The 13,526-nt window shown below is 44.8% G+C and carries 11 protein-coding genes and 1 tRNA gene; 10 read left to right on the top strand and 2 right to left on the bottom strand.

Annotated features, from left to right (window positions below):
* Window positions 1-2 precede the first annotated feature (2 nt).
* Window positions 3-1,988: a S9 family peptidase gene (locus V7S65_RS21020; RefSeq protein ID WP_235015979.1), complete on the bottom strand. Its 1,986-nt coding sequence runs from the start codon at window positions 1,986-1,988 to the stop codon at window positions 3-5.
* Window positions 1,989-2,123: 135 nt separating this feature from the next.
* Between V7S65_RS21020 and hflX the strand changes: the two genes are divergently transcribed.
* The 5 genes from hflX to V7S65_RS20995 all read left to right on the top strand — a co-directional run bounded on the left by hflX (window position 2,124) and on the right by V7S65_RS20995 (window position 6,334).
* Window positions 2,124-3,314, top strand: coding sequence for a GTPase HflX (gene hflX, locus V7S65_RS21015; protein ID WP_079471651.1), 1,191 nt, complete (start codon window positions 2,124-2,126; stop codon window positions 3,312-3,314).
* Window positions 3,314-3,655 carry a Rieske (2Fe-2S) protein gene (locus V7S65_RS21010; protein WP_079471652.1) on the top strand — a complete coding sequence of 114 codons (342 nt, stop codon included), beginning with the start codon at window positions 3,314-3,316 and terminating at the stop codon, window positions 3,653-3,655. The genes hflX and V7S65_RS21010 overlap by 1 nt, the downstream gene beginning before the upstream one ends.
* Before the next feature lie 72 nt (window positions 3,656-3,727).
* Window positions 3,728-5,350 carry an ArnT family glycosyltransferase gene (locus V7S65_RS21005; protein WP_336387727.1) on the top strand — a complete coding sequence of 541 codons (1,623 nt, stop codon included), beginning with the start codon at window positions 3,728-3,730 and terminating at the stop codon, window positions 5,348-5,350.
* Between the two features lie 137 nt (window positions 5,351-5,487).
* Window positions 5,488-5,561: transfer RNA gene (locus V7S65_RS21000), tRNA-Asn, on the top strand.
* Window positions 5,562-5,779: 218 nt separating this feature from the next.
* Window positions 5,780-6,334, top strand: coding sequence for a hypothetical protein (locus V7S65_RS20995; protein WP_336387728.1), 555 nt, complete (start codon window positions 5,780-5,782; stop codon window positions 6,332-6,334).
* On the opposite strand, the gene V7S65_RS20990 is transcribed toward V7S65_RS20995, so the two are convergent.
* Complete coding sequence (locus V7S65_RS20990; RefSeq protein ID WP_336387729.1) at window positions 6,329-6,643, bottom strand: restriction system modified-DNA reader domain-containing protein; 315 nt, start codon at window positions 6,641-6,643, stop codon at window positions 6,329-6,331. The two genes, V7S65_RS20995 and V7S65_RS20990, sit on opposite strands and share 6 nt — an antisense overlap.
* Window positions 6,644-6,915: 272 nt before the next feature.
* Between V7S65_RS20990 and V7S65_RS20985 the strand changes: the two genes are divergently transcribed.
* The 5 genes from V7S65_RS20985 (at window position 6,916) to V7S65_RS20965 (ending at window position 13,517) form a co-directional block, all read left to right on the top strand.
* Window positions 6,916-7,818 carry a DNA-methyltransferase gene (locus V7S65_RS20985; protein ID WP_336387730.1) on the top strand — a complete coding sequence of 301 codons (903 nt, stop codon included), beginning with the start codon at window positions 6,916-6,918 and terminating at the stop codon, window positions 7,816-7,818.
* A complete protein-coding gene (locus V7S65_RS20980) occupies window positions 7,815-10,532 on the top strand; it encodes an N-6 DNA methylase (protein ID WP_336387731.1) in 2,718 nt (905 codons plus the stop codon). The genes V7S65_RS20985 and V7S65_RS20980 overlap by 4 nt, the downstream gene beginning before the upstream one ends.
* A gap of 112 nt (window positions 10,533-10,644) precedes the next feature.
* On the top strand, window positions 10,645-11,334 hold the full coding sequence (gene tmk, locus V7S65_RS20975; RefSeq protein WP_336387732.1) for a dTMP kinase: 690 nt from the start codon (window positions 10,645-10,647) through the stop codon (window positions 11,332-11,334).
* Between the two features lie 232 nt (window positions 11,335-11,566).
* Window positions 11,567-12,736, top strand: a complete 1,170-nt coding sequence (locus tag V7S65_RS20970; RefSeq protein ID WP_336387733.1) for a glycoside hydrolase family 76 protein — start codon at window positions 11,567-11,569, stop codon at window positions 12,734-12,736.
* A 67-nt stretch (window positions 12,737-12,803) separates the two neighbouring features.
* Window positions 12,804-13,517 carry a hypothetical protein gene (locus V7S65_RS20965; protein WP_336387734.1) on the top strand — a complete coding sequence of 238 codons (714 nt, stop codon included), beginning with the start codon at window positions 12,804-12,806 and terminating at the stop codon, window positions 13,515-13,517.
* Window positions 13,518-13,526 lie beyond the last annotated feature (9 nt).

Raw genomic sequence — 13,526 nt, 5'->3', positions numbered from 1 at the left:
ATTTACAGGGTTTCTTTCAGCCAGTTAAAGAATTCGCGCTGCCATACAATGGCGTTCTGCGGTTTCAGTACCCAGTGATTTTCTTCCGGGAAATACAGCAGCTTGCTTTTTATTCCTTTCAGCTGTGCCAGCTGGAAGGCTTGAAGGCCCTGTTCAATAGGAACGCGGAAGTCGATACCACCCTGGATAATAAGAATGGGTGTATTCCATTTATTGGCGTATTCACTTGGGTTGAAATGTTTGTAGCCGTTGGCGTTGGCAGCATCCCAATAAGCGCCGATATCCCAGTTGGCAAACCACAGCTCTTCGGTAGTACCGTACCAGCTTTTCAGGTCAAATAAACCGTCGTGCGCAATAAAGCTTTTGAAGCGGTTTTCGTGTACGCCTGCCAGCATGTATACGGAATAGCCGCCGTAACTGGCGCCTACAGCGCCTAAGCGGGCTTTGTCTACATAGCTTTCCTTGCTTACATCATCAATAGCGCTCAGGTAATCGCGGATTGGTTGTCCGCCCCAGTCCTTGCTGATAGAAGCATTCCACTCTACGCCATGACCCGGCATGCCCCTTCTGTTGGGGGCTACCACGATATAACCCTGGGATGCCATCAGCTGGAAATTCCAGCGGTAAGAGTAAAACTGCGATACGGCCGACTGTGGGCCACCCTGGCAATACAGCAGGGTTGGATATTTTTTAGCGGGGTCAAAATCCGGCGGGAAAATCACCCAGGTAAGCATGTCCTTACCATCGGTGGTTTTCACCCAGCGCTTTTCAATTTTGCACATGCCTATTTTATCGTAGGCCGCTTTGTTTACGGTGGTAAGCGGGGTAACGGCGCCCTTTTGCAGGTCTACGGTAAACAGTTCCGCCGCATGGTTCATATCAGTACGGGACACTACCAGGGTGTTGCCGGATTGTGCCAGCATGTCGTTGATATCAAAGTCGCCGGTGGTTACCTGGCGTATATGCTTCTCCGTTGTTTGGGCGATATTTTTCTGCAGGGAAATTTCCAGCAGTTGCTCAGTGCCTTTTATGACGGCGAGGAAGTATATTTTTTTGCCGTCGTTGCTGAAGCGGGAAGAAGCGGCGGTGCCATCCCAGCCTTTGGTAAGGTTGGTGATAACGCCGGTGGCGCGGTCCATGATGATTACGTCATTTTTATCTGCTTCGTAACCATCGCGGGCCATACTTAACCAGGTGAGGTATTTGCCATCCTGGCTGAAGTTGGGCGCCACATCGTAGCCCATCATTCCTTCGGAAAGATTGCGGGTAGTTTTGGTATCCAGGTTATATTCGTAGATATCTGTATTGGTGCTGATAGCGTAATCTTTCCCGAATTTCTTCTTACAAACATAGATCACACTTTTCCCATCGTGGCTCCAGATCATATCTTCAGGGCCACCGGAGGGCATTTGCGGGCAATCGTAGGGTTCTTCCGCCATAATATCTACCGGAGTACCTACTTCGCCATTATTGTAAGTGGCATAAAAAACGTGGGAGAAATTGCCATCTTCCCAAGTATCCCAGTGACGGTAGTTCAGGTTATCGTAGATCTGTACATTGGATTTCGGAAGATCCGTGTAATGATCGCTGCCGGATATCTTCTTTACTTTTACTTCTTTCGAAAACAAAATATGTTTCCCGTCGGGAGAAATGCGGATGTTTTGCATCCCGCCGTCCACGTTGGTTTTTTGCACCGGATCGGAGCCATCGGCATTCATTTCATACCACTGTCCTTTCAGGGAGAAACCAATTTTATTGCCGGGTAATACGGCTACATCTCCTTCTGCGCCGGGTGTTTGAGTGAGTTGCTTTACAGCGCCGCCTGCCAGCGGGATAGCATAGAGATTTTTTTCGCTTTTGTTCTCGGTCATATTGATCTGAGAAACGCCATAGATAACGGTTTTGCCGTCAGCGCTCAACGCCTCTCCACTCACCCGTCCAAGTTGCCATAGCAATTCGGGTGTCATCTTATCCTGGGCTACTGCCATAGTTGATATTAATAGTCCTGTCAGTAAAAAAGGTTTAAACATGATATCGAAAGGTTGTTTTGGATCGGGTAAATGTAGGAAGAAATGACGTAGCGATTAAATTCTCTGTAAATTTGCTCCAAATTCTGAAATAACTTGATTGACAAAAAACAAGTAGTACAAAAAGAGGAGAGAGCCGTTATAGTTGGTGTTATCACCAAAGACCAGACAGAGCGCCAGGTGAATGAGTTCCTGGATGAGCTGATGTTCCTGGCGGAAACAGCGGGGGCTACGGCTGTTAAGCGCTTTACCCAGCGGCTGGCGCACCCCGACAGGGCTACCTTTGTTGGTAAAGGTAAGCTGGAAGAAATCCAGCAGTTTATTGCAGGCAGGGATATATCACTGGTTATATTTGATGATGAGCTTACCGGCTCACAGATCGCCAATATTGAAAAGGTGCTGAAGGTAAAAGTGATCGACCGAAGTGACCTGATCCTGGATATCTTCGCACGCCGTGCGCGCACAGCACAGGCAAGGGTGCAGGTAGAACTGGCGCAGTACCAGTATATCCTGCCACGTTTGCGCGGTATGTGGAGTCACCTGGAAAGACAGGGAGGCGGTATCGGCAGCAGGGGCCCCGGTGAAACGGAAATTGAAACGGATCGTCGTATTGTAAAAGACAAAATAGCGCTGCTTCGCAAACGCCTGGAGGATATAGACCGTCAATCCCTTACCCAGCGTAAGGAACGCGGCGAATTTATCCGCGTGGCGCTGGTAGGTTATACCAACGTTGGTAAAAGCACCCTCATGAACCTGCTCAGCAAAAGTGAGGTGTTTGCAGAAAACAAGCTGTTTGCTACCCTGGATACCACCACGCGTAAGGTAGTATTTGATCAAACGCCTTTCCTGCTCAGCGATACCGTAGGGTTTATCCGTAAACTCCCCCATCACCTGGTGGAAAGCTTCAAATCCACGCTGGACGAGGTACGCGAAAGCGATATCCTGATCCATGTGGTAGATATTTCCCATCCGCAGTATGAAGAGCAGATTGAAGTGGTGAACCGCACGCTGCAGGAACTGAAAGCGTTTGAGAAGCCCACCATCATGATCTTTAACAAGATGGACCTGTACGAGGCCAACACCTTTGATAAATGGCTGGAGCCAGAAATTAAACAGGATATCCTGAATACCCTGAAACAGGACTGGGAAACGAAAACCCAGGGAAACTGTGTATTCATTTCCGCGCTGGAAAAAAGGAACATCGAGGAATTGCGCAAAACCATCCTGGACAAGGTAACCCAATTGTACAAGGAGCGCTTCCCCTATAAAACCGAATTCTTCTACTAATGGCCAAAGAATATTCGTGGTATAAATTAGAAGAAGGCCGTTTGCCCTTTGCAGAGAAACAGATCAGCGTAATGGAGGTAAATGGCAAAAAAATTTGCTGTACCCTGCACCAGGGGCAGCTTTTCGCGTTTGCGTATAAATGTCCGCATGCCGGTGGCATTATGGCCGATGGGGTGATAGATGCCGCCGGTAATGTGGTATGCCCGCTGCACCGTTATAAGTTTAGCCTTAAAAATGGCTACAACAGCAGCGGAGAAGGATACTACCTGAAAACCTACCCTATAGAACAGCGTGAAGACGGGCCCTGGCTGGGCATGGAGAAAAGCGGCTGGTTCTGGTAAAAAGCAATTATCTTTTTGTTAAGAGTGATCGTCATATTTGAAGTAACCGGTATATGCCTGTAACTTTTCGCTATGCTGACTACAACTGTTACACGCTCATTTGTTCTCTCTGAAAAACAAGTATGGCTGCTCATCACCGCTATGCTGGTACTATTGCAGTTTAGTGCCCTTTTTGTACCCATCCTGGAACCCGACGGCGCGCTATATGCCGGTATCGCCAAAACAATGGTGATAAAACACGACTACTGGAACCTTTATGCAGATGGTCACGACTGGCTCGACAAGCCCCACTTCCCTTTCTGGATGGCGGCTATCAGCTTTCAGCTTTTCGGCATCCACACCTGGTCTTATAAACTGCCTGCCATTCTTTTTTTGCTGATGGGCGCCTGGTATACTTACCGTTTTGCGCTTCATTTATATGACGAAAAAGTAGCCCGCTGGGCAGTATGTATCTTACTCACGGCAGAACATCTGGTTATTTCCAACAACGATGTGCGGGCAGAGCCTTATCTCACCGGGTTGATCATCGCGGCAGTATATCATTTTTACCGCCGCGGCATCCTCCTGGGCACCCTTTTTACGGCCTTCGCCATCATGACGAAGGGGTTGTTTGCCCTGGTGCCGGTTTGTGCCGCTATTGGCGGCCATTTGCTGTTTACGCGCAACTGGAAAGAACTGTTCCACTGGCGCTGGGCGCTGGCAGCAGTACTAATAGCGCTTTTCATTACGCCGGAGCTGTATGCCCTGTACCGGCAGTTTGATCAGCACCCGGAGAAAATTGTATTCGGCGCCACCGGTGTATCAGGCATCCGTTTTTTCTTCTGGGACAGCCAGTTTGGGCGCTTCATGAACACCGGTCCTATCAAAGGCTCCGGCGATCCGTTCTTCTTTTTTCATACCCTCCTGTGGGCTTTCCTCCCCTGGTCGGTGATGCTATACGCTGCGGTCATCATCTTCATAAAAAAATGGAAGCAGCAAAGGGAATATTACTGCATCTGCGCAGCCCTGGCCACTTTCGCACTGTTTTCCCTTTCCCGGTTCCAGCTGCCGCACTACCTGAACATCATCTTTCCTTTTTTTGCCATCCTCACCGCACAGTATATATTATCGCTGCAAACAGAAAAAGGGCTGAAATTTTTCCGGGTTACACAGTACACCATCATCATTGTGATAGCTGTTGCCGGCGTGGTAATTGATCTCCTGTACAAGCCGGCTATGCATTATGCGTGGCTTCTGCTGGCCGCAGCCCTGCTCCTGCTCTACCTTTTGCTGCATTACTGGCTGGATAAATCTACCCGGCAGGCCGTATTTTACCGCACCATTTCCATCAGTATTCTGCTGAACCTCTACCTGAACACCATCCTGTACCCCGATATGATGCAATACCAGAGCGGAAGTACAGCCGCCGCCTATGCCAATACATATCTTCCCGGTAAAAGCATAGCGCTGTACCAGGCAAATTCCTACGCATTCGATTTTTATATGCAGGCGCCGGTGTTACGCCCCGATTCCGCCACTGAACTTATTTTCACTACCCCCGATGCAGTGGCCTCCCTGCAACAGCAAGGATATACCTGCACAGTGATCCGGTCGTTCCCGCATTTTTATGTGAGCAAACTGGATTTGCCTTTTGTCCGCAAGGCGACGCGGGCGGGCGCTTTGGGGGAAAGACAGCTGGTGGCAGTGAAAAAATAATTTTATTTAACCCGCTATGGTGGCTGATTTTAGGCAATGACCTAAATTTTTTCTCAAAAAAATGAAATAAGATTTTGCAAAAATGAAAATTTCCCTATTTTTGCAATCCCAAATCGCACAAACGATACGGGAAACACTCCTCCTTAGCTCAGTTGGTTAGAGCATCTGACTGTTAATCAGAGGGTCGCTGGTTCAAGTCCAGCAGGGGGAGCAAAAGAGCGATTATGAATACAATTCATAGTCGCTTTTTTATTTGCACGAAATTTGCGCATACTTTAGAAGAAAGCCAAAGAGAAGAATGAAAACCTTGTTTTAAAGGTTCGATCACGCCAATACAGCAATAAAAATGATGCGATTAGTCTTAAATAACTTAATCGTCTTTTCATTGTTATAATATAGTGTTCTGTAGGGCATACAATTGTAATTCTTATGAGAAATGGCAAACAAACCTTTCAAAGTGAAAAGATTGCAGTACAACAAAATATGCTGACGGCGATTGATAGATATTTACTCACGCACAATTTAGGTAATAGGGGAATTGAAGATGGCAATAAGCGAAACCAGGTAGTAGGGCTACTGGGGGAAATCTTGGTTATCGAGAAACTGACAGGAACACCTGTGAACTTGGAGGAGCATGCGGATGGATTCGATGGAGGATATGATCAGAGGTATAAGAGCTATCACGTTGATGTCAAAACAATGGAGCGCAAGAGCTTTGTACGACCTGACTTTGTGAATAATTTTTATGCCATGCAAGAGAACTATAAGGCAGATATCATTGTTTTCTGCAGCTATAATGGGCCAGCAAATGTTCTCGAAATTTGCGGTTGGATTTTCAAAAAAGATCTACCCAAGCTAGGAGTTTTCTATAAAAAAGGAACAAAACGTAAAAGAAGCGATGGTACTTCTTTTGAATTTCGAGAGGATAATTACGAAATTGAAAATAAAGACCTTCAACCTATTCAGACACTTCTAAGCTTATGAAGGGGATTGGGTTTTAAGATACTGATCCCTAAAACCGTCAAGGCTGTATTTTTCACCGTTAACAACTACCCACCAATATGTCCAGCCGTTTAGACTCCTCTTCTCAATATGCCGGGCTGCACCACTTAAAAAATCAAACCCTTTTTGTTTACCTTCTATAATAATAGTGATAGAGCCATCCTCATTCAAAATCCCATGAATGTCTGGTTTCGTGCAAAAGATTTGTTGTCCCTGCGACAATATTTTAGTATCGAGGAGCATTTTTAGTGTTACATTGGTTTTTTGTAGACTATTGTTATTTGCCAACATTATTTTTTTATAAACGCCGATTAATGAATTTTGGATCAATGCTTCATATAAATGTATAACTATCTGAGTTCTAAATTCTCGTCTTGCCCAAAAAGGATAAATATGCTTTAGTATGAAGGTAAGAAAAGCTAAAAATTTTAGGAAGCCTACCTCTTAATTTTATATATTTGTAAAGATTCATCTTGCTTTTATAACTTCTTAATGTTTAATAGTTAACGCTGCTTGGTGGGCAAATGGGAAAACAGTATAAAAACTTTTTTAAGATATTTTACATGAAATACCTGGGCGGCAAAATATATCAAGGGGATTGTCTTAAAATCATGGAAAAAATTGAGAATCAATCTGTCGATATGATTTTATGTGACCTCCCATATGGTACAACGCAAAATAAGTGGGATAGTGTTATACCTCTAGATAAATTATGGAAAGAATATCGACGGGTGATTAAACCCAAGGGGGTTATCGCGCTATCGTCACAAGGAGTATTTACTGCACGGCTTATTTTAAGTAACGAAGAGTGGTTTAAATATAAGTTTGTATGGGTTAAAAGTAAACCAACCAATTTTTTGAATGCTCGGAAACAACCCTTGCGTCAACATGAAGATATTTGTGTCTTTTATGGAAGGCAACCAAACTATAACCCAATAATGTCGCCAGGCGAACCCTATAATAAGGGGGTTAGAAAAGCTCAATATACAGGAAGCTATGGCGACTTTAAGCCTGTACAAGTAAAAAGTGAAGGAGAACGTTTCCCTACGGATACATTGTATTGTAAAACCGCAGAAAGTGAAAGTGGAGGTAGAGTATGGCATCCTACTCAAAAACCAGTTGCATTAGGCCGCTACCTAATTCGAATGTTTACGAAAGAGGGAGATGTTGTCTTAGATAATGCATTCGGGAGTGGAAGCTTTTTAGTGGCAGCAGCGTTAGAGCAGCGACGATTTATAGGCATCGAAAAGAACGAAGAAGTACATCTCTTTAAGGAAACGCAAATTGACTATATTAAAGTAGCAAAACAACGACTTTTAGAAGTTGAACAGTCTTTTAAAAATAAACAATTACCACCACCACTTTTTTCTGAACTTCAACCATCTACGAAAGTTGGACAGCTAAATCGACGGGGGATGGTAGATGTAAATGCTTTAATTCCCAACGACACCTCAATAACTATATGAGTAGAATTTCTGCCACCTATAATGAACGTTCATGGGCTATTGATCTGATAGGATACATCAAAAATTTAGCCACTCAAAATAATCGATCTATTAAAGATGCAGGTGGAGAACAAACAATTAGGTCTGAAGGAGGAAGCCTTTTTCCCGATGTCCTCTTGTTTGGTGATCGTGCCACTGCTCGCATTTTACAAGGGTGGGAACTAAAAATGCCCGATACCAGTATTGATGATTTTGGATTCAAAAGTAATGCAGAAGCTAAAGCTCGAGCGCTTGGCCTTGATAGCTTTCTTCTTTGGAATGTTTCTCATGCACATCTATATATTCATGATTCTGTATCCGATCAATTTGTTCGCGCTAAAGAGTGGCGAGATCTTGCCGATATCACTACCCGAACTGCCGTTGTCTCAAATAGACAAAGATGGCAGGCATTGGCTTCTGACATTTTAGGCTATTTAAATGATTTATTTGATAGAGGTTCTTTAGAAGGACGACAATTTATTGAAGCCTATCGAAGTGGCGGAGTCACCGCTTTAATTATGGAGAACGCTGGCGAAGTTACTGAAGCGGTAGAATCAGCGGCACTTATAGATGCACGTTTCAGAGCAGAAATGGTTTTATGGTGGGATCTGTATGGTCCGGAATATGGAACGAATTCAAGGGAACAGGTTCTCGGACAAGCAATTATTTCAAACTGGATTGGTAAAATCCTTTTCGCCCATATTTTGCGAGAAAAGGACCAACGTGCACAACGAATTTCATCCATAGGCGATAACACGACTCCAGAACAAGCACTTGAGCTATTTAGAAGGTTATCTGAAGATTGTAATTTTTGGACTATTTTTTCGGATAGCTTGGGGCTTAAGGAAATCCCAGAGAGGACATGGGATCAGCTTAAACAGTTTAACCGGTTGTTGACGGATTTAAGAGTTGGGTCTGTTGATCAAACACAGCTTTCTGGGGTACTAGAAGCAACAGTTGAGGTTGCAATTAGAAAACTGAGAGGTCAATATCCAACTCCTATAGAGTTAGCGAGATTATTAGCACACATTTGTATGCGAAATATAGTAGCTGATAAAATACTTGATCCTTGTTGCGGAAGCGGTACTATAGCTCGGGCGGCATTAGAACAGAAGCTATCCGCCGGAGTGCCGCCTGATCAAGCCTCGAGTACTATATATGCTTCGGATCAAGATCCTCAGGCTATACAAATCGCGACGTTCGCACTTGCAAAGCCGAGCCTTATGCATATGCCTTTGCGGATATTTCAGCGGGATGCATTTTCTCTTTCACCAGAATTGAATATTGATTTTCGAAACCCGTCGGATGGAACTGTACTCTCTGAACAGCTTGGAGTCTTTCAAGCGATTACAAGTAATTTGCCGTTTGTAGCCCAAGCTGGTCGCAAGCGCTATGAGGGAGCGTTACGGGCAGTTCTTTCTACCATGCAGGCTGGCAGAGATTTTACAGGACGTGCTGATGTTGCAGCCTACCTTCCTTTCTCGTTACATCCTCTTTTGGCTGACGGAGGCCGTCTTGGAATCATTATCACAAATGCTTGGTTAGGAACGGACTGGGGAAATGATTTCTACCTTCGGCTTGCTAGCTATTATGATTTAAAATGTGTGATTACATCTGGAGCTGGTCGTTGGTTTAAGAATAGCAAAGTTGTTACAAATATCCTTATTATGGATAAGAAGTCTAGCATAGAACAAGTAAGTGGAGATGTTAAGTTTATTGTGCTTACGCGTCCTCTTGAAGAAATGTCAGATAGTGAGACTATTCAAATTGCTGCCGCCCAAATTGAAATGGGACAAACCCAAAATGACACAATGACGATCAGATTGGTTAGTCAAGAAAATATGGCCGCTTTTCGTCCTCTTGGATTAGGAGGAAATGCACAGTTTGTTAACTGCGATTGGATACTTGATATGCCACTGATTCCACTTAAGAGTATTTTTGATATAAGTCGAGGCGAAAGAAGGGGAATGAATGATTTATTTTATCCTAAGCCGGGGCATGGAATAGAAGCAGAGTATATAAAACCTTTAGCAAAAAGTCCAGCTGAATTTACTAGACTCAGTATGCCTGCTACAAAAGTCGCCTTTTCATGCTCTCGGACAGAAGAAGAATTAGAGACACTAGGCCACACTGGAGCGCTAAACTGGATTAGACGTTTTAAAACACAGGAAAACATAGACAAACTTAGTCGTGCCGATAAGTTGTGGTATCAGATGGATACAGATAGTCTCACTGATTTAGTGATGTTTATTAATTATGGTGATCGTCTTTTTGTTGGCCGAGTAAACCCACCGACATTTGTAGATCAACGATTGGTCCCACTTAGACCTCTCTTAGCAATTGATATAGATTTACATCATGCATTGTTGAATAGCGCCATATCAATGTTTATAATTGAAGGAATGGGTTTTGGGAGAGGGCTAGGCGCGCTCGACCTTAATAAAGATCGCATTGAGGAATATATGCACATGTTAGATGCAAATCGTCTTGATAATGCTAAGGCCAGCCGGATTAAGGCGACTTTCTTGCCCCTAACCCAACGTGAAATATTGCCGATAGCTGACGAATTGGTGCAAGCTGATCGAATAGCTTTTGACGATGTAATTATTGAAGCTTTCGGATTAGATGTATCTAGACGGGCTATATATGAATCTGTACTTTTTCTGGTTAAAATCCGACAGACTGCAACGGAGTAACTAAATAAATAACGAGTTGTAGTATAATAAAAATAGAAGGCTCTTTTTATTTGAAGCCGTGCAATAGCCACGAAGTATTTTCTTTAACTTCCGGATTAACAATCGTTCCATAATGGATAAATTTATAGCGGTAGAAGGTTTAGATGGCGCGGGGAAGTCAACGCAGATAGACCTGCTGACAAAATACCTCGAGTCAAAAAATGAGAAAACCAAATTTGTGCATTTCCCCCGGAGCAACCAGGGAGTGTTTGGAGAACTCATTGCTAAATTCCTGCGCGGCGAATTCGGGGACGTGAAAAATGTACACCCGCAGCTGGTAGCCCTGTTGTTTGCGGAAGACCGTAAAGAATTTGCAGTTACCATTAATCAATGGCTGAACGATGGTTATTTTGTTTTGGTAGACAGGTACGTGCTGTCAAATATTGCTTTCCAGTGCGCCAAACTCCATACAGAGGATGAGAAACAATACCTGCGCAACTGGATCAATGAATTTGAATACAACTATAATAAGATCCCCAAACCCCGTTTCTCCATTTACCTGGATGTGCCGTTTTCTTTTACAGAGTCGGCGCTGACTAAAAGACGCGCAAACGAAGACAGGGAATATCTCCAGGGCAAGGATGATATCCACGAAGCAGATTTCTCCCTGCAGCTTGCTGTAAAAAAGGAATACGACGCACTGCTATCAGCCGATAAAACCATTAACAGGATCACCTGCTATAATGAAGCCGCACAGATGCGCCCGATAGAGGAAATTCACGCAGAAATTATTCAGCTGGTCAATAGCCAGGTGCAATTATAAGATCCCCACTTTCGTGTAGCCATCCCCGCTAGCATCTCCCAAAAAATATTTTAACCGGTTGTAAGTAATTACCGGTTATTTACCTGTCCTCGTATGTGAGTACCTGCGCAAACCCGGTTCCACTGTTATGAGCGCGCAGGCTCCTCCCCCTATTTGCGTTATATGGCTTTATATACGACTGGCTGAGCATATTGAAAAACTGACATCTTTTTATTCCACAAAACTGAAAAACATGAAAACTCAAACGCTTTTCCGCGGCACCTGCATGGCAGTGCTCCTCCTGGCATTCCTGGCTACCGGTTGTAAGAAACCGGAAATGATCAAATCTTCCGAAAATACGCTTAAAAGTACTACCTCCAACGGGGTAACAATTAACTCCGTACAACCCGTAAAATCTGAAGCACTGCTGGCCATGCAATGCTACAATAACGCATTTTACCACCAGTATGGCACCTATGGCCCCTCGTTTAAAGCCTACTATTATTCGGATGTAAACCAAACCGGCCGGATGGATTTCTGGCGGCAGGCAGAAGCCATCGAAACCCTGATTGATGCGTACAACATCAACAACGACGTGGATCTCAAAAACAAGATGGTGTACCTCTACAACGGCATGCGCGACGCCTATGGCCTGCTCTGGACCTCCAACATTTACAACGACGACGTAATCTGGGGCGCATTAATGTGCATCCGCGCCTTCCAGATCACCAATGATGGCGGCATGAAAGATATGGCCAAAAACAATTTCGATATGGTGTGGAACCGCGCATGGGATACCAACCTCGGCGGCGGCCTTTGGTGGACTACCGCCAACAATACCAAAAATGCCTGCGTAAACGCGCCCGCAGCCATTTGCGCCATGTACCTCTACCAGGCCACCGGCGACGCCGCTTATAAAACCAAAGCCAAACAAATCGTCGACTGGATGGTGACCAGGTTATATGTACCCGGCACCGGCGAAGTGAAAGGCGCTATGAATGCCGCCGGCGTAATTACCGAAGGGCCCCGCACTTATACACAGGGCACCTTTATCGGCGCCTGCAGCATGCTCCACAACTCCTACCCCTCCGACAACTACAAAGCAATGGGGGCTAAAGCAATGGACTATACGAAAATCAGCATGTGCAATGCACAGGGGCTGCTGCCGGATGAATACGATACCGACGATTGCCAGGGCTTCAAAGCCATCTTCGCCCGCTGGGCCTGCAGGTTTGTAAAGGACCATAGTTATCAAAGCACTTACGCCGCCTGGCTTAACTACAACGCTGCGGAAGCCTGGAACTACCGTAACTCCAATGGTTTGATGTGGGGCCAGTGGTGGCACAGAACCCCGGATAATTACGTGAACTCATTTGAAACCACCTGTGGCATCGCTATGATGAACGGTGTTTGGCTGTTTTAATTTCCAGCTTTTGTTTTTATTGCGGGAGATAATTAATTTGTGTGAAACAAACCCATACCTAACGGTTATGATGAACACAAAAAAAATCGCACTGCTGTTGCTCGTAATATTTTCAGGCATCATTACACAGGCACAATCCCTGACGGATATCGTTAATAAAAACGTGGCAGCACTCGGTGGCCCCGAAAAATTGAAAGTGCTGAAAAGCCAGTATGCTGAGGGCACAATGGAAATGCAGGGAATGACTTTCCCTTTTAAGAGATGGGTGTTGCAGGACAAAGCCATGCGCCTCGAATTTGAAGCGATGGGCACCACCAACATCCAGGTGTTAACCAATGCCGGTGGCTGGGTGCAGTTGCCTGTGATGGGTAAAACTAATCCGGAAGATATGGACTCCGCCACCATCAAAGCGATGGGCAAACAGCTGGATCTGACCGGTGATTTTTATCGTTACAACGAGAAAGGCAATAAGCTGGAACTGCTGGCGCCCGACACCGTAAATGGAGCTAAACTTGCAAAAGTGAAAGTTACCTATACTAACGGCAACGCTACTACGTGCTTTGTAGACCCGGTAACAGGTAATGTTCTCAGAACATCCAATTCACTGGAAATTCAGGGACAGCAGATGAACCTGGTAACAGACATCAGCAATTTCCTGAAAACAGCCGATGGCTATAGTTACGGCACCGCTATCCTGCAGGATCCTGTTGGCATTAAAATTAACATCGCCAAACTGGAAAATAATGTACCGGTAGATGAAAGCATCTTTAAAAAGCCATAAGTAAAAAGG

Source organism: Chitinophaga sp. CCNWYY40, assembly GCF_037483205.1.
Lineage (GTDB): Bacteria > Bacteroidota > Bacteroidia > Chitinophagales > Chitinophagaceae > Chitinophaga > Chitinophaga ginsengisegetis.
Note: the sequence above shows the minus strand (reverse complement) of the source record. Positions and strands in the feature narration are given on the sequence as shown.